The sequence below is a fragment of the Xanthomonas sp. 3058 genome (genome assembly GCF_014199765.1).
Classification (GTDB): domain Bacteria; phylum Pseudomonadota; class Gammaproteobacteria; order Xanthomonadales; family Xanthomonadaceae; genus Xanthomonas; species Xanthomonas campestris_B.
This window is the reverse complement of record NZ_JACHOF010000001.1, coordinates 688,475-709,070: the sequence shown is the minus strand read 5'-3', so window position 1 is coordinate 709,070 and position 20,596 is coordinate 688,475. Positions and strand designations below refer to the sequence as shown.

Sequence of the window (20,596 nt, the reverse complement as noted above, 5' to 3'; positions counted from 1 at the left end):
CCATGATGCAGTCCAAACGGATCGACCCCCTGCTGCGCCGCGCTCAGGAGCAGGAAGACAAGGTCGCCCGCGATCTGGCCGAGCGCCAACGCGCGCTGGAGACGCACCAATCGCGTCTGGAAGAACTGCGCCGTTATGCCGACGAATACGCCAACAGCCACATGGCCGGCACCAGCGCCGCCGCGCTGACCAACCGCCGCGCCTTCCTGGACCGGCTCGACAGCGCCGTGGTGCAGCAGGCGCAGACGGTGGAAAGCAACCGCAACAAGGTGGAAGCCGAGCGCACCCGCCTGCTGCTGGCCAGCCGCGAAAAACAGGTGCTGGAGCAACTGGCAGCCAGCTACCGCGCCCAGGAGAACAAGGTGATCGAGCGCCGCGACCAGCGTGAGATGGACGACCTCGGCGCGCGCCGCTCGCGCCTGTCACGCAGCGAAGATACCCACGGAGAATCCGCATGAACCCCTTGTCCGCTTTTGCAGCCGGCCTCGGCGCACTCACCAGCACCGGCAAGAAATCCAGCTACAGCGACCCCTCGTCCGAACCGGATGCGGGCCAGGACCCGTTCGCGCGCATGCTCAATCCGGCCAACACGCCGAACCAGGCCCCGCCGCAGGCGCCCGAACGGGTGCCGGCCAAGCAGGCCGCGCCCAAGCCCAACCAGTCCGGCAAGCAGCGCGACGACAACGACCATGGCGACGATGCGCCGGGCGATGCCACCGCACGCCCGCGTGCGCAGGAGGGTGATGCCAAAGCCGCCAAGTCCAGCTCCGCCAAGGAGCCGGCTGCCGCCGACAGCGGCGCTGCGGCCGGTACCGCCAAAACCGGCAAGAACGCCAAGTCCACGACCGCGAGCGAGGACGCGCCGGCTGAAGCGACAACCGCGACCGATTCCAGCTGGCCGCCGCCGGGCCTGGGCGGCTTCGGCATGGGCCTGCTGGCGCAAGCGCTGCCGGGCGGCAATGTGCTGGCGGCCGCGGCAGCGGCCTTGACCGCGAGCATGGCCGGCGCAACCGGCACCACCCCGACCGCCACCGCATTGCCCACCGATGCCGCCGCACCCACCGCAACGGGAGCGAGCGGCAACGCCCTGCCCTCACTGGGTGCGCTGGCGCCGGCGGCGACCGCCGGCGCCAAGCCCACGTCCGCCACGGCGCTGAGCAGCGATGCCCAGACCGCCGCGTTGATGAGCATGGCCGCGAAGGCGCTGACCCCGTCCACCGACGACAGCGCCGCCCCGACGGGACCGGATGCCCCGGCGTTCGTGTTGCCGACCGCCACGGTTGCTTCGCTCAGTCGCGCGCAGGACCCGGCGCCGGTGTTCAGCGCCTCGCCCACCCCGACCCCGGAGATGGGCAGCGACACCTTCGACGACGCCATCGGCGCACGCATGAGCTGGTTGGCCGACCAGAAGATCGGCCACGCCCACATCAAGGTGACCCCGAACGAGATGGGCCCGGTCGAGGTGCGCCTGCATCTGGACGGCGACAAGGTCAACGCCAGCTTCACCTCGGCCAATGCCGACGTGCGGCAGGCGCTGGAACAGAGCCTGCCGCGCCTGCGCGAAATGCTGGGACAGAACGGCTTTCAGCTCGGCCAGGCCGATGTGGGCCAGCAGCAGCAAGGCCAGTCGGGCAATCGCAACGGCGGCAACGGCGACGGCACTGGACTCAGCCTGGAAGACAGCCCGCCCGTCGGAATTCCGTCGGTAGTGTTACGCCAGCGTGGATTGCTGGACGCCTACGCCTGAGGTGGCGCGCCAGACATGCTCCGGCGCCGCTGACAACCGCGCGTCGGCAATCCCCGGCGACGCGTCATAACCTCCGCAACGCAAGGCTTGCGGGGGTTTTTGCGTTTCGATCGGCCGTGCGCCAGGAAACTGGCGCGTGTTTGGCATGCCAGTTGCATCCACAGGGTGAGCATTCCCCTGGAGCAGACTGTGGCAGCCGCCGAAAAACCCAAGAAAACCGAAGATAAAGACGACAAGGGCGAAAAGAAGAAGGGCGGCAAGAAGCTTCTGCTGATCGCGGTTGGCGTCGTCGTACTGGCCGCTGCCGGTGGCGGCGCCTGGTTCTTCTTCGGCCACAAGGGCGATGAGAAAGGAGGCAAGCATGCCGCACCCAAGGTGGCCGAGGTGCCCAAGCCGGCTCAGTACTTCCCGATGGACCCGGCGATCGTGGTCAACCTGGCCGACCCCGGCGATGGCCCGCAGTACCTGCAGGTCGAGGTGCAGCTGGTCACCCGCGACCCGGAAGACCTCAAGCTCATCACCGAGAACGCACCGGCCATTCGTGCGCATCTGCTGATGCTGCTGTCGCAGACCAAGGCCACCGACGTGGCCGACCTGGTCGGCAAACAGAAGCTACAGAAAGCCGCGCTCGCCGAAGCGCAGAAGGTGATGACCAGCGAGACCGGCAAGAAGTGCGTCGAAGAATTGCTGTTCACCAGTTTCGTTACCCAGTAAGGCCTGCCCCATGAGCGTCAGTGATCTGCTTTCCCAGGACGAGATCGATGCCCTGCTGCACGGCGTCGATTCGGGCGTGGTCAATACCGAGCCGGACGCCCTGCCCGGCGAGGCGCGCCAGTACGATCTGTCCAGCCAGGACCGCATCATCCGGGGTCGCATGCCGACTCTGGAGATGGTCAACGAGCGCTTCGCGCGGTTGTGGCGCATCGGCTTGTTCAACCTGATCCGGCGCTCGGCCGACCTGTCGGTGCGCGGCATCGACCTGATCAAGTTCAACGAGTACATGCACTCGCTGTATGTGCCGACCAACCTCAACCTGATCCGCTTCAAACCGCTGCGCGGCACCGGCCTGATCGTGTTCGAACCCACCCTGGTGTTCACCGTGGTGGACAACTTCTTCGGTGGCGACGGCCGTTATCACACCCGTATCGAAGGCCGCGAATTCACCGCCACCGAGATGCGCGTGGTGCAGCTGATGCTCAAGCAGACCTTCGCCGATCTGAAGGAAGCCTGGGCGCCGGTGATGGAGGTGGACTTCGAGTACATCAACTCCGAGATCAACCCGCACTTCGCCAACATCGTCACCCCGCGCGAGTACGTGGTGGTGTGCCGTTTCCACGTCGAACTGGAAGGCGGCGGCGGCGAGATCCACATCACCCTGCCGTACTCGATGCTGGAGCCGATCCGCGAATTGCTCGATGCCGGCATCCAGAGCGATCGCAACGACCGCGACGACTCCTGGAACGTGATGCTGCGCGAGCAGCTGGACACTGCCGAGGTGACGCTGTCCAGCGTGCTGGCCAGCAAGCGCATGAGTCTGCGTCAGCTCACCGGTTTGAAGGTCGGCGACATCCTGCCGATCGACCTGCCCGCCCAGGTGCCGCTGTGCGTGGAAGAGATTCCGTTGTTCACCGGCGAATTCGGCGTCTCCAACGGCAACAACGCCGTCAAGATCACCGCCGTACGCCCGCCCGGCGTGCAAGCCCCGCGTGCCGTTCCATCCCAGGACCCCAGCAAATGATCAATTCCGACATCCTCGACGCCTCGCCCGCCACCTTCGACAGCCTGCAGGCCGACCGAGATCTGAATGCCACCGACCTCAACCTGGACGTCATCCTGGACGTGCCGGTGACCCTGTCGCTGGAAGTGGGCCGCGCGCGCATCCCGATCCGCAATTTGCTGCAGCTCAACCAGGGCTCGGTGGTGGAACTGGAGCGCGGCGCCGGCGAACCGCTGGACGTGTACGTCAACGGCACCCTGATCGCGCATGGCGAAGTGGTGGTCATCAACGACCGCTTCGGCATCCGCCTGACCGACGTGGTCAGCCCCAGCGAACGGATCCGGAGGCTGCGGTGATCGGCCTGCTGGCCACTGCCGCGCCCGTCGCGGCCAAGGCCACCCAGGTCGGTGCGCAGGCGCCGTCCTCGCCCAGCCTGTTTGGCGCAGTGTTTGCATTGCTGTTGGTGCTCGCGCTGATCGTCGGCCTGGGCTGGTTGCTCAAGCGCATGCCCGGCAGCGGTTTCCGCAACACCGAAGGCCTGCGCATGGTGACCAGCCTGGCGGTGGGTGCCAAGGAACGCGTGGTGGTGGTGGAGGTCAACGGCCAGCAGTTGTTGCTTGGCGTCACCGCCGGCGGCATCAACACCTTGCACACCTTGTCCGAACCGCTGCCGACCGCGCCTGCGCCCACCCTGCCCAACTTCAAGCAACTCCCCAATTTCGCCCAGCTGCTGGCACAGAAGCTGCGCAAGGACCCGTGACATGTTCAGTCGTTGGAATCGCTGGGGGCGCAGCCTGCGCCTGGTGTTGATCCTGCTGGTGATGAGCTGCCCGCTGCTGGCGGCCGCCACGCCTGCCGCCTTGCCGGCCATGGCCCAGGCCGCCGCGCCTGCCGCGACACCGGCGGCGACCGGCTCCAATCAATTGCCGTCGTTGCCGAACGTCAGCGTCGGCCGCATCGGCGACCAACCGGTGAGCCTGCCGCTGCAGACCTTGCTGCTGATGACGGCGATCACCCTGCTGCCGTCGATGCTGCTGGTGCTGACCGCCTTCACCCGCATCACCATCGTGCTGGGCCTGCTGCGCCAGGCGCTGGGCACCGGCCAGACCCCGTCCAACCAGGTGCTGCTGGGCCTGTCGATGTTCCTGACCGCGCTGGTGATGATGCCGGTGTGGCAGAAGATGTGGGGCACCGGCCTGTCGCCGTACCTCAACAACCAGATCGACTTCCAGACCGCCTGGACGCTCACCACCCAGCCGCTGCGCGCCTTCATGCTGGCGCAGATCCGCGAGACCGACCTGATGACCTTCGCCGGCATGGCTGGCGACGGCAAATACGCCGGCCCGGACGCGGTGCCGTTCCCGGTGCTGGTGGCCTCGTTCGTGACCAGCGAGCTGAAGACCGCGTTCGAGATCGGCTTTCTGATCTTCATTCCGTTCGTGATCATCGATCTGGTGGTCGCCAGCGTGCTGATGTCGATGGGCATGATGATGCTGTCGCCGATGTTGATCTCCGCGCCGTTCAAGATCCTGCTGTTCATCCTGGTGGATGGATGGGTGTTGGTGGTGGGCACGCTGGCGGCGAGCTTCAACGCGTCGTAGCCGCCAGGCCTGGCTGCCGCGCCATACCGTCGCCTAGCGACCGCCCCATCGCCTTGATCGCGCCCCAAGCTTTGCTCCTGGCTTTGCTCCTGGCTCCGGCTTTCGCTTCCGGGGCCCCATACCGCAGCGGCAGGTCGGCTGGGTCAAACCCCGCAGGGGCGGCGCGCATCCATGCGCGCCGCCCTGCGGGTTGTATCTACCCGGCTTGCCGCTGCGGTATGGGGGCCCGAAAAACGAACAGCAAAAAAGCAAAGCAAGAGCACAGCGACAGCGACAGCGACAGCGACAGCGACAGCGACAGCGACAGCGACAGCGACAGCGACAGCGACAGCGACAGAATTTTCAAGGCGGCGCGTGATGCAAACAGATAGCCGTATGCGACCACCGAAAACCGCCCCACTCCGACCCACCAACGAATCCCCACTCCCCACTCCCCACTCCCCACTCCCAAATCCCAAATCCCCAATCCCACCCTTTGGCACCCCACTTGCATCACCACACCCATGAGCCCTGAAATCGCCCTGACTGAATTGCGTGGTGGCCTGGTCACCGTCCTGTGGATTGCCGGACCGATGCTGCTGGCGGTGCTGGTGGTCGGTGTCGTGATCGGTGTGGTGCAGGCCGCCACCCAATTGAACGAACCCACCATCGCCTTCGTCGCCAAGGCCGTCGCGTTGACGGCCACCCTGTTTGCCACCGGCAGCATGCTGCTGGGGCATCTGGTGGAGTTCACCATTGCGCTGTTTCAGCGCATTCCGCATCTGATCGGTTAGCGGACGCGATCGGATGGATTCTGCAACCCAGATGGTGATCGATGGCCAGCGCGCGTTTGCGATGGTCGGGGCGATCATGTGGACGATGCTGCGCACCGGCGCGCTGCTGACCGCGATGCCGTTGATCGGTACCCGCGCGGTGCCCGGACGGGTCCGGGTCATGCTGGCCGGTACCTTGTCGATGGTGCTGGCGCCGCTGCTGCCGCCGGTCCCGGAGTGGGACGGCTTTACCGCGCAGGCGGTGCTGAGCGTGGCGCGCGAGCTGGCGGTAGGCGCCAGCATGGGCTTCATGCTCAAGCTGATCTTCGAGGCCGGCGCGTTGGCCGGCGAGCTGGTGTCGCAGTCCACCGGCCTGTCGTTCGCGCAGATGTCCGACCCGTTGCGGGGCGTGACCTCCGGCGTGATCGCACAGTGGTTCTACATCGGATTCGGGCTGCTGTTCTTCGCGGCCAATGGTCACCTGGCGGTGATCGCGCTGCTGGTGGACAGCTACAAGGCCTTGCCGATCGGCACCGCCATCCCCGATGCTTCCGCGTTCGCCGAGGTGGCACCGACGCTGTTCCTGCAGATCCTGCGCGGCGGGCTGACCCTGGCGTTGCCGATGATGGTGGCGATGTTGGCGGTCAACCTCGCATTTGGCGCCTTGGCCAAGGCGGCGCCGGCATTGAATCCGGTGCAGTTGGGCCTGCCGTTGACCGTGCTGCTGGGTCTGTTTCTCCTGTCCAGCTTCGCAAGCGAATTCGCACCGCCGGTGCAGCGCCTGTTCGACACGGCCTTCGATGCAGCCAGAGAATTGACCGCGTAGTCTGCATCTCAAGTTTGTGATCGACAAGCCGTCAATCCCACTGAATCATTGATGCTCACTCGTCTCAACCACCTACCCATCCAACGGGGACCGATGTTCAAGCTGCATGTGCTGTTCGCCCTTCCTGCGCCGCAGCGCATCGCGTCCTGGGTCTGTCGTGGGCTATTCGTGGTCGCGTTCGCAATGGCGGGCATCGGGAGTACCCGCGCGCAGAGCTACAGCTTCCGCGATTACGCGCAGAGCGATGGTCTGCAAGGCATGAGCATCACCGGATTGGTCGAAGACCGCCGCGGTGCGGTCTGGGTGGCGACCGAACTGGCCTTGCACCGTTTCGAGCGTGATCGCTTCATTCCGGTCGGCCAGGATCAGGGGCTGGATGCGCGCTACACGCGGGCGCTGACGCTGGATCATGCCGGGCGCCTGTGGGTGGCCACCGCCAACGGCGTCTTCGTGCGCAACGGCGAGCAGTTCGTGCAGGTACTGGATCACGGCAAACGCATCCGTGCCGACGCCGGCAACGTCATCGCGGCGTACCGCACCGGGGTTGCCGTGGTCAGCAACGGCGCGCTGCTGGCACTGACGCCAGCGGCCGACGGCCATTGGCAGGTGCAACCGCTGCCGGTGCGCACCGCCGACGGCAAGCTGCGCGCGCCGGGCACCACGCTGTTGGCCGACGGGCAGTTCCTCTGGGTACCGTGCGATGCCGGGGTCTGTCGCCTGGATGCGCGCGGCACGGTGGTCGAAGCGCTGTCCGAAGCCGATGGCGTGCCGGCGCGACGCTGGCGGGTGATCTTCCGCGAACGGGGCGGACGGTTGTGGCTGCGCGGTGGCGGCAAGCTCGTCTCGCGCGACCCCGGCGCCAGCCATTTCACCGACCATCCGGCCAATCCGGAAAACAGTTTCAACACCCTGTCCGGCTCGACCACGATGGTGGAAGACGCGCGCGGACGCATGCTGACCCGGTCCGATCACGGCCTGGTGCGCTGGGAAGGCACGCACTGGACCGATATCGGCGCCGACCAGGGCCTGCAGCTGGAAGCTCTGGTCGGCCCGTTGCTGCTGCAAAGCAACGGCACGCTATGGATCGGCACCCGCGGACTGGGCCTGCAGCGGATGCTGGGCTACGGCAACATCGAGCACCTGACCGAAGCGCAAGGCATGCCGCCAGCGCCGACCTGGACCATGCAGCGCCTGCCCGACGGCCTGCTCGCCGTCGGTGCCGACGGTGGCGCCAGCCTGTTGGAGCGGCATGCCACGCATGCGCGGCCATGGCTGCTGGAAGACGGTGCAGTGTTGTCGCAGGCACTGAACATCACCGTGGCGCCCGATGGTGCGGCCTGGGTGTCGTACTACTCAGGCGCCATTGCCCGGCGCGATCCGCTCACCGGGGTGACCCGCAACGTGATGGATTTGCCCAGACCCGGCTACAAATTGCTGTTCGACAAGGTCGGTGCGGTGTGGATCGCGACACCGCGCGGCCTGGTCCGCGGCCAGGCCGCCCCGCCCTATGCACTGGCCCCCGAACCGGCAATGGAAGGCAAGTTCATCGGCGATATCGAGTTTGATCGCCAGGGCCGGCTGTGGGCGGCCACCGGCGATGGCCTGTATCGCCGCGACGGCACTACCTGGGTGAAGATTGCCGTGCGAGGCAGCTTGCCCAGCCAGGACATGCTCCAGATCGACTTCGCGCCCGATGGCGAAATCTGGTTGTCGCTGCGCGACACCGGCCTGTGGCACGGCCGCCTGCAAGCCGACGGCAGCCTGCTGTTGCAGGTGGTGGACGACCCGCTTATTTCCAGAATCATGCCCTTCATCCTGCGCCACGACCGCAAGGGGCGGTTGTGGGTGGGCAGCAGCCAGGGGCTGGATCTGTACCAGAACGGCCATTGGTCGCGGATCACCCGCGCCGAGGGGCTGCTATGGGACGACATGTCGTCCAACGCCTTTCTGGAAGACGACGACGGCAGCATCTGGATCGGCAGCAGCCGGGGGCTCAGCCATCTGCGCGACCCGCAACGGCTGTTCGCCGCGCAACCGCTGCGGGTCGACATCGCCGAGGTCCGGCGTGGTGCCCGGATCGTGCATGCCGGCGCGTCGCTCGCCTGGTCGGAAACGCCGCTGGATATCGAGCTGAGCACGCCGGGCGTGGAAGGCGGCGCCGACCGCATCAGCTTCCGTTACCGGGTCAAGGCCCATCAGGCACGCTGGACCACGTCCTCGCTCAGCCACCTGACCTATCCGCTGCTGCCACCAGGCGACTACACGCTGGAAGTGCAGGCACTGGATGCCTATCAACGCAGTGCCAGCCCGATCGCGCGCTTTCAGTTCGTCATCCGTCCACCGTGGTGGCGCAGCATCGCTGCCCTCGCCGGCTACCTGCTGTTGGCCGTCGCGGCCGTGGTCTTGCTGCTGCGCTGGCGCACGCACAAATTGCTGCGGCGCAAGCGCGAACTGGAACAGTTGATCGCCGAACGCACCGCCGAACTGGAGCAGGACAAGCGCGATCTGGAAGCGGCACGGTCCGAACTCGCGCTCAAGGCCAGCCACGACGAACTCACCGGCTTGCTCAACCGCGCCGGCATCCTGCACGCACTGCGCGGCATGCTCGCACGCGCCGATGCGGTCGCACGGCCGCTGGCCGTGGTGCTGATTGATCTGGATTACTTCAAACTGGTCAACGACCAGCACGGCCATCTGGCCGGCGATGCAGTGCTGGCCGAAGTCGGTCGTCGGCTGGATGCGCTGGTCCGCGGCGACGACCGGATCGGCCGCTACGGCGGCGAAGAACTGCTCGCCTTGCTGCCAGGCCTGGGCTACGAGGCCACGCATCGGTTGGACGCGTTGCATCGCGGTATCTGCGGCGACTACCGCATCGACGGCGGCCTGCTGCAGGTGACCTGTTCGATCGGCGTCGCCTGGTTCCAGCCCGGCCAGACGCTGGAGCAATTGCTCGCCCGTGCCGATGCCGCGTTGTACAGCGCCAAGCGCAACGGCCGCAATCGCATCGACTACGACACCGAGCACCTGGCATCTGCCGGATCCGAGGGCAGCGACAGCTGACTGCGGCCGCCGCTGCCACGGGACAAGAGTGACAAAGCACAGTGGCGGCCAGCATGTACAGCCGGTTTTTCTAAAGAAACCTGACTCAGCAGCCGTTAGTACGTGTATCGCGGCCTAGTATCGGGGCCGCCCATGGCAAGCGTGAGGCACCGCGCGAGGGCGCGGACACACGTGGCCGAACGTGGGAGATTGCAACGCCCGTGGGGTGCCAGCATCGCCAATGGAGGTCGTCTGGCCGGCACACACCGTTTGTCGCGGTGCTGTTGCTGGCCTTGCTGTCGCTGGCCGATCTGGCCGGCGCGCAGACCGCGAGCATCCGTCGTTACGCCCACGACCAGGGACTGCTCGGGCTGGCCGGCACCTGCCTGCTGCAGACGCGCGCCACGTTGATATGGGTGTGCACCGAGAGCGGGCTGTATCGCTACAACGGGCGCGTCTTTCAGCAAGTGTCGCTGGATGGCCTGCGCAACGAGCCGATCAGCGCAATGACCGAAGCCGCCGACGGGCGGCTGTGGGTCGCCGGATTTCAGACACTATTCGTGGGCGACGAGCGGGGATTCCGCAAACTGTCGCCGGATGAAGCCGAACATCTGCAGGCAGACCTGTTGCTGGCCAGCCCGTCGTGGGGAACGGTGATGCTCAACGGCGGCACGCTGGAACGCCTGAGCGAGCGCAGCAACGGCCGTTGGCATAGCGAACCGCTGCTGGACACTGCAACGCGTGTACGCGTGCCCGAGCTGTCGCGGGTGCTGAGCCTGTCGGTGGTGGGCGAGACGCTGTGGGTAGGCTGCGAACGCAAGCTGTGCGCCGTCGATGCCCAGCGCAAGGTCCAGGTCTACGGACCGCAACAAGGCGTGCCGGAGGACCGCTGGTACAGCGTGCTGCGCGATCACGACGGCGCACTGTGGGTTCGCGGAACCGGCACCCTGCTCTATCGCGCGCCGGGCGCCACCCAGTTCAGCGTGCGCCCGCTGCCGTTGCTGGATGGCAGCACGGTCGGGCCACAGGCGCCGCTGGTGCTGGATCGGGAAGGCCGCGTACTGGTGCGCCGCAACGATGGCCTGGTGCGCTGGGAAAACGGCCAGTGGCGTACCTTCGGTGCCGACAACGGGCTGCCCCCCGGCAGCAGCGACGCGATCGTGGTGGACCGCGACGGCGATGTCTGGATGACCGTGGACGGCGAAGGCCTGGTGCGTTGGGCCGGCTACGACTGGATAGAGAACTGGGACGCCACCCAAGGCATGCCGGCCGCGCCGACCTGGTCGATCACCCGCGATGCGCAAGGCGCGCTGCTGGTTGGCAACGAGCACGGCCTAGGCCGTCAGGCCGATCCGCGTGGACGCTTCGTTCCTGCCTTGCCCGCTGCCGGAATCCAGGTCGTTGGCATGGTGCGCAGCAACGACGGCAGCCTGTGGACGCTGAATTCGGCCGGATTCCTGCGCCGCACCTGGCCCGACGGCCGCAGCGTCGAGATCGCCAAACTTCCACGCACCGCGCGCCGCGCGTTCATGGACCGCCAGGGGCGGTTGTGGTTGCTCAGTTTCGGCGGCCTGTTCGTGATCGAACGCCCACTGGAAGGCGGCGCGCTGCGAACAGTGACCGACATGCCGGCGATCGCCTATACCGATATCCAGCAGACCGCCGACGGCACCCTGTGGGTAGCCAGCGCCAATGGGCTGTTCCGTCTGCAGGATGAGCAATGGTCGAGGGTGCCGGTGCGGGTCAATGGCGCTGCGGCCGACCCGTGGATCGGCAAATTCCACATCGGCGACAGCGGCGAAGTCTGGATGGCGTTCTACCGACCCGGCCTGTGGCACGGCACGCTGCAGCCCGATGGCCTGGACCTGCAGATCGTCAAAGATGAAGCGCTGCGCGATGTCGGCGTGTACCTGCTGCGCAGCGATAGCGTGGGCCGGGTCTGGGTCGGCCATGCGCGCGGGGTGGAGGTTTACGACGGCGAGCGTTGGGCGCACCTGTCGCAATCGCAGGGGCTGATCTGGGACGACGTGTCCGAATCGGCGTTTGCCGAGGATGCCGATGGCTCGGTGTGGATCGGCACTGCGCGCGGGGTAACGCATCTGCGCGACCCGGGCCGCTTGTTCGACGCGCGCCAGCCCAGCGTGCGTATCGACAGCATCAGCCGCGACGGGGTGCAGGTCGCACCCGGCCAATTGATCGGCTGGAGCGACAAACCGCTGCATATCGAGCTGTCCACACTGGAGGTCTATGACGATCCCAGCCGCCTCACGGTGCGGTATCGCCTGCTCGGGCTGCACGACGAATGGATCCAGAGCGATAACCTGTCGATCGACCAGCCGCCGCTGCCGTCCGGTCACTTCCGCCTGCAGGTACAGGTGCTGGACCGCTATCGGCGCACTGCCTCGGCGGTCACCGAGTTGCCCTTCGCAGTGGCACCGTTATGGTGGCGCAGCCCCCCGGCCATCGCGCTCTACTTGCTGATCGGCAGCGGCCTGCTGGTCGGATTGTGGCGCTGGCGCACCCGACACCTGGTGGCACGCGGACGCATGTTGACCGCGCTGGTCGCCGAGCGCACCCATCAACTGGAACGCGAAAAACGCGATCTGGAAAGCGCCCGCGCAGCGCTGGCGCTGAAGGCCAGCCACGATGCCCTCACCGGCTTGCTCAACCGCTCCGGCGTGCTCGAAGCGATGGCAGAGGAACTGGAGGCCTGCGCCCACGGCCAACACCCGCTGGCGGTGGTGCTGATCGACCTGGATCATTTCAAGCTGGTCAACGACGAGCACGGCCATCTGGTCGGCGACGCGGTGCTGGCCATGGTCGGCGCGCGCCTGACCGCCTGCCTGCGCGATTCGGACAAGGTAGGCCGGTACGGCGGCGAAGAACTGCTGCTGTTGCTGCCGGGCATGACCCGACAGAGCCAGCATCGCCTGCGCGCCATCCACCAGACCATCAGCCTGGCCCCGTACGAGGTCGGCGCCGCGTGCGCGCTGCAGGTGACCTGCTCGATCGGGGTGGCCTGGTTCCGTCTCGGCGACACCGACGCTACCTTGCTGGCGCGCGCGGACGAGGCCTTGTATCGGGCCAAGCACTACGGGCGCAACCGCATCGAACCGGAAGAACCGCAGTCCTCGGTGGCCTGACTGCACGCACGCCCTGAGGCCGCGCTGTCGCCGCCCTGGCCAGCCAATGCGGCGTCGCCCGCCCGATAACTGGAACGTGGCTTGCATCAGACAGGGCTGACCAGTCACCGGCACCTCCATGTCCGAGTCCGAAGACGGCGGCGAACGCACAGAGCTTCCCACCGAAAAACGCCTGCGCGAAGCCCGCGAACAGGGCAACATCCCGCAATCGCGCGAGTTGTCCACCGCCGCGGTCTTCGGTGCCGGCGTGTTCGCGCTGATGGCCCTGGCGCGCAGCATCGGCGATGGCGCCAGTGTCTGGATGAAGACCGCGCTCAGCCCGGACCCGAAAATGCGTGAAAACCCGATGGCGCTGTTCGGTCATTTCGGCGACCTGCTGCTGCAACTGCTGTGGGTGATGATGCCGCTGGTCGGGATCTGCCTGGCCGCCGGGCTGGCCGGTCCGCTGCTGATGAGCGGCCTGCATTTTTCCAGCAAGGCGATCATGCCCGACCTCAACAAGCTCAACCCGGCCAACGGGCTCAAGCGCATGTGGGGCAGCAACAGCCTGGCCGAGCTGGTCAAGTCGGTGCTGCGGCTGCTGTTCGTCGGCCTGGCCGCCAGCCTGTGCATCTCCAAGGGCCTGCACGGGCTGCGCTCGCTGGTGAACCAGCCGCTGGAGCAGGCCGTCGGCAACGGCCTGGACTTCACCAAGAGCCTGCTGTTCTACACCGCAGGCGCCTTGGTGCTGCTGGCCGCCATCGACGCGCCATACCAGAAGTGGAACTGGATGCGGAAGCTCAAGATGACCCGCGAAGAGATCAAGCGCGAGATGAAGGAAAGCGAGGGCAGCCCGGAAGTGAAGGGCCGCATCCGCCAGATGCAGATGCAGATGTCGCAGCGCCAGATGATGGAAGCGGTGCCCAAGGCCGACGTGGTGCTGATGAATCCGACTCACTACGCGGTCGCGCTCAAGTACGAGGGCGGCAAGATGCGCGCCCCGATCGTGGTGGCCAAGGGCGTGGACGAAATGGCCTTCCGCATCCGCGAAGTCTGCGAACAACACCGGGTGGCGATCGTCACCGCCCCGCCTTTGGCACGCGCCTTGTATAGAGAAGCTCAAATTGGCAAGGAAATTCCCGTGAGACTCTATTCGGTCGTGGCCCAGGTGCTGTCCTACGTCTACCAGCTGCGCGGCTGGAACGGCGGCCCGATGCCGGAATTGCCTTCCCTGGAAGTGGATGAGTTCGGCAAGGGAGCCAGCGCATGAGCGCCCAACCCGCCCCGCTGAATGCCCGTCGCGTGATGGAGTTGCTGCGCAACGGCCTGGGCGCCCCGCTGGCGCTGATGGCCATGCTGGCCATGCTGATGGTGCCGCTGGCCGCACCGGTGCTGGACGCCTTGTTCACCTTCAACATCGCCATCTCGCTGATGGTGCTGCTGGCGGTGATCTACGTGCAGCGCCCGCTGGAATTCACCATCTTCCCGATCGTGCTGTTGATGACCACGATGCTGCGGCTGGCGCTCAACGTCGCCTCCAGCCGCGTGATCCTGATCAACGGCCAGGACGGCCACGCCGCAGCCGGCAAGGTCATCGAAGCCTTCGGCCAGTTCGTGATCGGCGGCAACTACGCCGTGGGTATCGTGGTGTTCGCGATCCTGACCATCATCAACTTCGTGGTCATCACCAAGGGTGCCGGGCGCGTGTCGGAAGTGACCGCGCGCTTCATCCTGGACGCCATGCCCGGCAAGCAGATGGCCATCGACGCCGACCTCAACGCCGGTTTGCTGACGCGTGAGGAAGCCAAGGCCCGCCGCGAAGAAGTGCGCGAGGAAGCCGACTTCTACGGCGCGATGGACGGCGCCAACAAGTTCATCCGCGGCGACGCCATCGCCGCCATCATGATCCTGTTCATCAACCTCATCGGCGGCATGGCGGTGGGCATGTTCCAGCACGACATGAGCTTTGTGGATGCCGCCTCCACCTACACCCTGCTGTCGATCGGTGACGGTTTGGTGGCGCAGCTGCCGGCCTTGCTGGTGTCGTCCTCGGTAGCCTTGCTGGTCACCCGCGCCTCGCGGGCGCAGGACATGCGCGGCGCCATGATCAGCCAGGTGTTCGGCCAGCACCGAGCGTTGGCGGTGGCTGCGGCCATCCTGGGCCTGGTCGGCCTGGTGCCGGGCATGCCGAACGTCGCGTTTTTGACGCTCGGCCTGATCCTGGGCGTGATCGCCTGGAAAATGTACAAGCGCAGCCTGGTCATCCCGCCGACCGGCGACCCGGCCACCGACCCGAAGGCCGCCGCCGCGGCCACTGCCGCCCAGGCCAGTTCGGAACTGAGCTGGGACGAGCTGCGCCCGATCGACCCACTGGGCCTGGAAGTGGGCTACCGGCTGATCCCGCTGGTGGACAAGAACCAGGGCGGCGAACTGATGGCGCGCATCAAGGGCGTGCGTCGCAAGCTCACCCAGGACATCGGCTTCCTGGTCCCGCCGGTGCACATCCGCGACAACCTGGAGCTGTCGGCCAACGCCTACCGCCTGCTGGTGCACGGCGTGCCGGTGGCCACCGCCGAGATCTACCCCGACCGCGAACTGGCGCTGGACCCGGGCGGTGCGCTCGGCCAGCTGGACGGCATTCCCGGCAAGGACCCGGCGTTCGGCCTGGACGCCACCTGGATCCAGCCGCATCAGCGCTCCTACGCCGAATCGATGGGCTACACCGTGGTCGACCCGGCCACCGTGGTCGCCACCCATCTGTCGCACCTGATCCGCGAACACGCCCCAGAACTGCTCGGCCACGAAGAAGTGCAGCAGTTGCTGGCCACCCTGGCCAAGACCGCGCCGAAGATGGTCGAAGACCTCACGCCCAAGGCGCTGCCGCTGTCGGTGGTGGTACGCGTGCTGCAGAACCTGCTGATCGAGCGGATTCCGGTGCGCCAGCTGCGCAAGATCGTCGAAGCACTGGTCGAACACGCCCCGCACAGCCAGGACCCCGCCACCCTCACCGCCGCAGTGCGCACCTCGCTGGGCCGCTTCATCGTGCAGGAAATCGCCGGCATGTCCGCCGAACTGCCGGTCTACACGCTGGCCCCGCAGCTGGAGCGCGTGCTGCAGGAATCCACCCACGGCAACGGCGTGGCGCTGGAGCCGGGGCTGGCCGAGCGTCTGCACCAGAGCCTGGCCGACTGCGTCGGCAAGCAGGAAGCCCGCAACGAACCGGCCGTGGTGCTGGTACCCGGCCAGGTCCGCGCCGCGCTGGCCCGTCTGGTCCGCCACAGCGTGCCGACCCTGTCGGTGCTTGCCTATAGCGAAGTACCGGAAGACAAGCGCCTGAAATTGGTCGGCACGATCAGCTAAACGTCACCAAGCCAACGCTGCTCGGCGGCACTCTGGCAACACGGCAACGCCAGCCCGTCATCCAGGTGAGGCCAGCCAGCACTCCGCGCAACACTCGCCGGCATTTCGCCCTTCCCCCGCCGACGGGGGAAGGTGCCCGCAAGGCAGATGGGGGCAGCGCGATCGGCCGTGCCCGCACCCCAACCCTCTCCCGCAGGCGGGAGAGGGGGCCGATTCCGTGGCGGTACCTACTGCCCCAGGCCGGCGCTGTCCGCATGGGAAGAGAGCTCGCAATGCGGTAGTGCTTGAATGAAGTGCTTGAGTGACGCGCGAGTGGTTGGACGTCGATGGACCAGGCTCCGGCTACCTGCATGGAGGCAACTGTAAAAGACCCCGCGACGCCGATTCCTTCCGCACAACACCAGACAGCGCCCCGCCCTACACCAGCCGGCGCTCCACCCTTCCCCCGCCTGCGGGGAAGGTGCCCGCAGGGCGGATGGGGGCAGCACACAAACCCACCCGCCCCAGAACGGCGGCGCGACCAGCGAAACAACGCCAGCCAAGCACTCCGCACTACACCAGGCAGCGCTCCGCCCTACACCAGCCGGCGTTCTGCCCTTCCCCCGCCTGCGGGGGAAGGTGCCCGCAGGGCGGATGGGGGCAGCGAACGGACCCCACCGCCGCAAATCGGCCGCGGGCAACCGCCATTCACCAGCTGCAGCCCGCAGCGCCGGAAAGCCGCCACCGGGCCGACCATCCAATCGATTGCACGACGTCGGCGACTCGCAGGCTCTCAGAGAACCTCACCGCAAGAGCCACGGACAGGCGTCACAACGCGCCGCACCGCACCGCCCTTCGGGAAAAAGCCAATCAATCCATCGACTTGGCCTCATGCAACAACGCCGACAGCACGGCCAACGCGCCATCCCGACCCTCCAACTTCCTGCGCCGGAAACCCAGCACCGCGTTTTGGCACGCCGCGTGCATTAGCTCTGGCGAGACCGCACACAGCTTGATCGGTGCGGGGCGCGCAGCAGGACTTGGAACAACCGAACGGGACAGGCAACTCATGACGCTGGCAACACACCCACATTTTTCACGTACCCGTCCGGCGTCCGGCGGGTCCCGTTCCTGGAGGCACTTCGCATGAAAATCAAACGCTTCGTTGCCCCGGACATGCGCACCGCATTCCGCATGGTGCGTGAAGAACACGGCCCGGATGCGGTGATCCTGTCCAACCGCCGCACCGCCGACGGCATCGAGATCGTCGCTGCCAGCAATTACGACGAAGAACTCGTGCAGCGCGCCCTGGAAACCGCGCGCTCCGAACCGCCGGTCACTGCGCCGGCCCAGACGCACCAGGCGCCTGCAGCGCAAGCCACCTCCGCCCCCGTGCACGCCCCGCTCAAGCCGGCTGCCGATGCCGGCATGCGTCAACGCGTTGCCAGTGCCGCCGACGACATGATCGCCGCCATGGCGCTGCGCCAGCCGGTCAACGTGGTGCGGCAGGCGCCAGCGGCCGCGCCGGTGCGCAGCGCCGCACCCTCGCCCACCGCGCAGGCATTGGCCAACGCGGTGGCCGCATCCGCCGCGCCGCGCCAGCAACACGCGCTGTCGGCAATCCCGGAACAGGTCTTCGCCGACTTTCTGACCACCGCCCCGGTGCAGCGCGCGTCCTTGGAAGCGGCTGCGGCACCCACACCGCTCATGGCTGCGGCCATGACCGCACCCGTCGCTGTCGCTGTTGCCGGCTACGGCCAGGACGACGACGCGCTGGCCGACGAGGCCGATTTCGATCTGGACGACGCCCTGCCGCAAATCCTGCCGCCGGCCGCCTTGCCGCCGCTGGTGGTCGCACCGGTGGCCCTGGCCGCCGTGCCGGTCGCCGCCGCCCCGGCGACGCAGAACGACGAAGAACTCAAGCAGCTACGCGGCGAACTGGCGCTGATGCGGCAGATGATCGAGCGAGAAATGAACCGCCTCACCGACGAGCGCCTGCGTGGCTCGCCGGTGCGTGCGCAGGCGCTGGAGTTGATGGACGACTACGGCTTCGACGCCGGTCTGACCCGCGACATCGCCATGCAGATCCCCGCCGACACCGAATTGCACCGCGGCCGCGGCCTGATGCTGGGCTTGTTGTCCAAGCGCCTGCCGGTGGCCCCGATCGACCCGCTGGAACGCGGCGGCGTGATCGCCCTGGTCGGCCCGACCGGCGCCGGCAAGACCACCACCATTGCCAAGCTGGCGCAGCGCTTCGCCGCCCAGCACGCCCCGCGCGACGTGGCACTGGTCACCACCGACACCTTGCGCGTCGGTGGCCGCGAGCAGCTGCACAGCTACGGCCGCCAGCTCGGCATCGCGGTGCACGAAGCCGACAGCGCCGAAAGCCTGCTCGCGCTGCTGGATCGCCTGCGCGACTACAAGCTGGTGCTGATCGATACCGCCGGCATGGGCCAGCGCGACCGCGCCCTGGCCGCCCAGCTGAACTGGCTGCGCGCCGCCCAGCAGGTCACCTCGCTGCTGGTGCTGCCCGCCAACTCCCATTTTTCAGACCTCGACGAGGTCGTGCGCCGCTTCGCCCACGCCAAGCCCCAAGGCGTGGTGCTGACCAAACTCGACGAGACCGGCCGCTTCGGCAGCGCCTTGTCGGTGGTGGTCGACCACCAAATGCCCATCACCTGGGTGACTGACGGACAGCGGGTCCCTGACGACCTGCACCGCGCCAATGCCGCCAGTCTCGTTCTTCGCCTTGAAGATTTACGGCGCGCTGCCGATAAGCCCTGTACTCCGGAGCACAACCATGCAGTCGCGTGAATACGCAAAGCTGACCAACGCCTTCCCCCTGTCGGCGACCCGTCCCGAGCCCTTGGGCCCGGTGCGCACCATTGCCGTGACCGGTGGCAAGGGCGGCGTGGGTAAAACCAACATCTCCGCCAACCTGGCCGTGGCGCTTGCCGACATGGGCAAGCGCACCCTGCTGCTGGACGCCGACCTTGGCCTGGCCAACCTGGATGTGGTCCTGGGACTCTCGCCCAAGTACACCCTGGCCGACCTGATCGCCGGCCGCTGCACGCTCGATGAAGTGATCATGGAAGGTCCGGGTGGCGTGCTGGTGGTGCCGGCCGCCTCCGGTCGCCGCCACATGGCGGAACTGGCCCCGGCCCAGCACATCGGCCTGGTCAACGTGTTCTCCGAACTGGAACGCGACCTGGACGTGATGGTCATCGACACCGCCGCCGGCATCACCGACAGCGTGCTGACCTTCTGCCAGGCCGCACAGGACACCGTGGTGGTGGTCTGCGACGAACCGGCCTCGATCACCGACGCCTACGCGCTGATCAAGGTGCTCTCGCGCGAACGCGGCGTGGACCGCCTGCAGATCATCGCCAACATGGTGCGCGACCCCAACGAAGGCCGCCTGCTGTACGACAAGCTGTCGCGGGTCTGCGAAAAGTTCCTCGGCGACGTGTCGCTGAACTACCTCGGCCACGTGCCGCAGGACGACTGGTTGCGCCTGTCGGTGCAGCGCCAGCAACCCGTCATCAAGGCTTACCCCGCCAGTCCGTCGGCGCAGGCCATTGCAGAAATCGCTCGCCGTACCTCGCGCTGGCAGGCCCCCACGGTGCCGCGCGGCAACGTCGAGTTTTTCGTCGAACGCATCATCCAACGGGGAGTGGCCGCATGAGTACCGCCACCGCAACGACCGCCACCGCGCAGTACCGTGCCGTGCAGCGCAACAACGCCAACGACATCGTCACCCAGCATGCCGATCTGGTCCGCCGCATTGCCCACCATCTGGCCGCGCGCCTGCCGGCGAGCGTGGAAGTGGACGATCTGATCCAGGCCGGCATGATCGGCCTGATCGAAGCCTCGCGCAGTTACGATTCCGACCAGGGCGCCTCGTTCGAAACCTATGCCTCGATCCGCATCCGCGGCTCGATGATCGACGAGATCCGCCGTGGCGACTGGGTGCCGCGTTCAGTCCACCGCCGTGCCCGCGACGCCGCCGCCGCCGTGCGCAAGATCGAGCAGAACACCGGCCGCGCCGCCGCTGCCACCGAAGTGGCCGCCGCGATGGAAATGCCGCTACCCGATTACCTGCGTCTGATGGAAGATGCCGCACGCGGCCAGGTGCTGAGCCTGGAGTCGCGGATCGAGGACCACGGCGAGCTGGACACCACCGCCAAGGGTGGTCCCAATCCGCAGCAGATGATGGAGCGTGGCGAATTCGGCCGCGAGCTGGGCAAGGCCATCGGCCAGTTGCCCGAGCGCGAGCAGTTGGTGCTGTCGCTGTATTACGAGCAGGAATTGAATCTGAAGGAAATCGGCGCCGTGCTCGGTGTCAGCGAATCGCGCGTCTGCCAGATTCACGGCCAGGCGGTGGTGCGTCTGCGCGGCCGCCTCAAGGTCTTCGAACTGGCCGATGCCGGTGTCGAAATTGACGAATAATTTT

At 67.0% G+C, this 20,596-nt stretch carries 17 protein-coding genes; 16 read left to right on the top strand and 1 reads right to left on the bottom strand.

Annotated elements, in window-relative coordinates; genetic code table 11:
• The first annotated feature begins 2 nt into the window (after positions 1-2).
• The 7 genes from fliJ (at position 3) to fliP (ending at position 5,065) form a co-directional block, all read left to right on the top strand.
• A complete protein-coding gene (gene fliJ, locus GGR61_RS03190; protein WP_184408587.1) occupies positions 3-458 on the top strand; it encodes a flagellar export protein FliJ in 456 nt (151 codons plus the stop codon).
• The gene (locus GGR61_RS03185) at positions 455-1,747 is read left to right on the top strand and encodes a flagellar hook-length control protein FliK (protein WP_184620418.1); all 1,293 of its coding nucleotides are present in this window, start codon (positions 455-457) and stop codon (positions 1,745-1,747) included. The genes fliJ and GGR61_RS03185 overlap by 4 nt, the downstream gene beginning before the upstream one ends.
• A 165-nt stretch (positions 1,748-1,912) precedes the next feature.
• Positions 1,913-2,461: a flagellar basal body-associated FliL family protein gene (locus GGR61_RS03180; protein WP_184408589.1), complete on the top strand. Its 549-nt coding sequence runs from the start codon at positions 1,913-1,915 to the stop codon at positions 2,459-2,461.
• Positions 2,462-2,471: 10 nt separating this feature from the next.
• Positions 2,472-3,485, top strand: coding sequence for a flagellar motor switch protein FliM (fliM, locus tag GGR61_RS03175; RefSeq protein ID WP_184408590.1), 1,014 nt, complete (start codon positions 2,472-2,474; stop codon positions 3,483-3,485).
• Positions 3,482-3,820: a flagellar motor switch protein FliN gene (fliN, locus tag GGR61_RS03170; protein ID WP_184408591.1), complete on the top strand. Its 339-nt coding sequence runs from the start codon at positions 3,482-3,484 to the stop codon at positions 3,818-3,820. The genes fliM and fliN overlap by 4 nt, the downstream gene beginning before the upstream one ends.
• Positions 3,817-4,224 carry a flagellar biosynthetic protein FliO gene (gene fliO / locus GGR61_RS03165; protein ID WP_184408592.1) on the top strand — a complete coding sequence of 136 codons (408 nt, stop codon included), beginning with the start codon at positions 3,817-3,819 and terminating at the stop codon, positions 4,222-4,224. The genes fliN and fliO overlap by 4 nt, the downstream gene beginning before the upstream one ends.
• Before the next feature lies 1 nt (position 4,225).
• Positions 4,226-5,065, top strand: a complete 840-nt coding sequence (gene fliP, locus GGR61_RS03160; protein WP_184620417.1) for a flagellar type III secretion system pore protein FliP — start codon at positions 4,226-4,228, stop codon at positions 5,063-5,065.
• Between the two features lie 196 nt (positions 5,066-5,261).
• On the opposite strand, the gene GGR61_RS03155 is transcribed toward fliP, so the two are convergent.
• On the bottom strand, positions 5,262-5,489 hold the full coding sequence (locus GGR61_RS03155) for a hypothetical protein (protein WP_184620561.1): 228 nt from the start codon (positions 5,487-5,489) through the stop codon (positions 5,262-5,264).
• A gap of 79 nt (positions 5,490-5,568) precedes the next feature.
• On the opposite strand from GGR61_RS03155, the gene GGR61_RS03150 reads away from it, so the two are divergent.
• From GGR61_RS03150 to GGR61_RS03110, 9 genes are all read left to right on the top strand, one after another.
• A complete protein-coding gene (locus tag GGR61_RS03150; RefSeq protein WP_005917968.1) occupies positions 5,569-5,838 on the top strand; it encodes a flagellar biosynthetic protein FliQ in 270 nt (89 codons plus the stop codon).
• A 13-nt stretch (positions 5,839-5,851) separates the two neighbouring features.
• Complete coding sequence (gene fliR, locus GGR61_RS03145) at positions 5,852-6,643, top strand: flagellar biosynthetic protein FliR (protein WP_184408594.1); 792 nt, start codon at positions 5,852-5,854, stop codon at positions 6,641-6,643.
• Between the two features lie 93 nt (positions 6,644-6,736).
• Positions 6,737-9,703 carry a ligand-binding sensor domain-containing diguanylate cyclase gene (locus GGR61_RS03140; RefSeq protein WP_184620416.1) on the top strand — a complete coding sequence of 989 codons (2,967 nt, stop codon included), beginning with the start codon at positions 6,737-6,739 and terminating at the stop codon, positions 9,701-9,703.
• A gap of 200 nt (positions 9,704-9,903) precedes the next feature.
• Positions 9,904-12,825, top strand: coding sequence for a ligand-binding sensor domain-containing diguanylate cyclase (locus GGR61_RS03135; RefSeq protein WP_184408596.1), 2,922 nt, complete (start codon positions 9,904-9,906; stop codon positions 12,823-12,825).
• Between the two features lie 118 nt (positions 12,826-12,943).
• Complete coding sequence (gene flhB, locus GGR61_RS03130) at positions 12,944-14,074, top strand: flagellar biosynthesis protein FlhB (protein WP_184620415.1); 1,131 nt, start codon at positions 12,944-12,946, stop codon at positions 14,072-14,074.
• Positions 14,071-16,164 carry a flagellar biosynthesis protein FlhA gene (flhA, locus tag GGR61_RS03125; protein WP_184408598.1) on the top strand — a complete coding sequence of 698 codons (2,094 nt, stop codon included), beginning with the start codon at positions 14,071-14,073 and terminating at the stop codon, positions 16,162-16,164. Before flhB ends, flhA begins: the two co-directional genes overlap by 4 nt.
• Positions 16,165-17,289: 1,125 nt before the next feature.
• Entirely contained in the window at positions 17,290-18,957 is a 1,668-nt protein-coding gene (gene flhF, locus GGR61_RS03120; RefSeq protein ID WP_184620414.1) for a flagellar biosynthesis protein FlhF, read from the top strand.
• A complete protein-coding gene (locus tag GGR61_RS03115) occupies positions 18,944-19,828 on the top strand; it encodes a MinD/ParA family protein (protein ID WP_184620413.1) in 885 nt (294 codons plus the stop codon). Before flhF ends, GGR61_RS03115 begins: the two co-directional genes overlap by 14 nt.
• Positions 19,825-20,592, top strand: coding sequence for an RNA polymerase sigma factor FliA (locus GGR61_RS03110; RefSeq protein ID WP_184408600.1), 768 nt, complete (start codon positions 19,825-19,827; stop codon positions 20,590-20,592). The genes GGR61_RS03115 and GGR61_RS03110 overlap by 4 nt, the downstream gene beginning before the upstream one ends.
• Positions 20,593-20,596 lie beyond the last annotated feature (4 nt).

What these genes read in the sequence shown, in the direction of transcription:
- fliJ (WP_184408587.1), top strand. Translation starts at nt 3, where the DNA reads ATGATGCAGTCCAAACGGATCGACCCCCTGCTGCGCCGCGCTCAGGAG.
- GGR61_RS03185 (WP_184620418.1), top strand. Translation starts at nt 455, where the DNA reads ATGAACCCCTTGTCCGCTTTTGCAGCCGGCCTCGGCGCACTCACCAGC.
- fliM (WP_184408590.1), top strand. Translation starts at nt 2,472, where the DNA reads ATGAGCGTCAGTGATCTGCTTTCCCAGGACGAGATCGATGCCCTGCTG.
- fliN (WP_184408591.1), top strand. Translation starts at nt 3,482, where the DNA reads ATGATCAATTCCGACATCCTCGACGCCTCGCCCGCCACCTTCGACAGC.
- fliP (WP_184620417.1), top strand. Translation starts at nt 4,226, where the DNA reads ATGTTCAGTCGTTGGAATCGCTGGGGGCGCAGCCTGCGCCTGGTGTTG.
- GGR61_RS03150 (WP_005917968.1), top strand. Translation starts at nt 5,569, where the DNA reads ATGAGCCCTGAAATCGCCCTGACTGAATTGCGTGGTGGCCTGGTCACC.
- fliR (WP_184408594.1), top strand. Translation starts at nt 5,852, where the DNA reads ATGGATTCTGCAACCCAGATGGTGATCGATGGCCAGCGCGCGTTTGCG.
- GGR61_RS03140 (WP_184620416.1), top strand. Translation starts at nt 6,737, where the DNA reads ATGTTCAAGCTGCATGTGCTGTTCGCCCTTCCTGCGCCGCAGCGCATC.
- flhB (WP_184620415.1), top strand. Translation starts at nt 12,944, where the DNA reads ATGTCCGAGTCCGAAGACGGCGGCGAACGCACAGAGCTTCCCACCGAA.
- flhA (WP_184408598.1), top strand. Translation starts at nt 14,071, where the DNA reads ATGAGCGCCCAACCCGCCCCGCTGAATGCCCGTCGCGTGATGGAGTTG.
- flhF (WP_184620414.1), top strand. Translation starts at nt 17,290, where the DNA reads ATGAAAATCAAACGCTTCGTTGCCCCGGACATGCGCACCGCATTCCGC.
- GGR61_RS03115 (WP_184620413.1), top strand. Translation starts at nt 18,944, where the DNA reads ATGCAGTCGCGTGAATACGCAAAGCTGACCAACGCCTTCCCCCTGTCG.
- GGR61_RS03110 (WP_184408600.1), top strand. Translation starts at nt 19,825, where the DNA reads ATGAGTACCGCCACCGCAACGACCGCCACCGCGCAGTACCGTGCCGTG.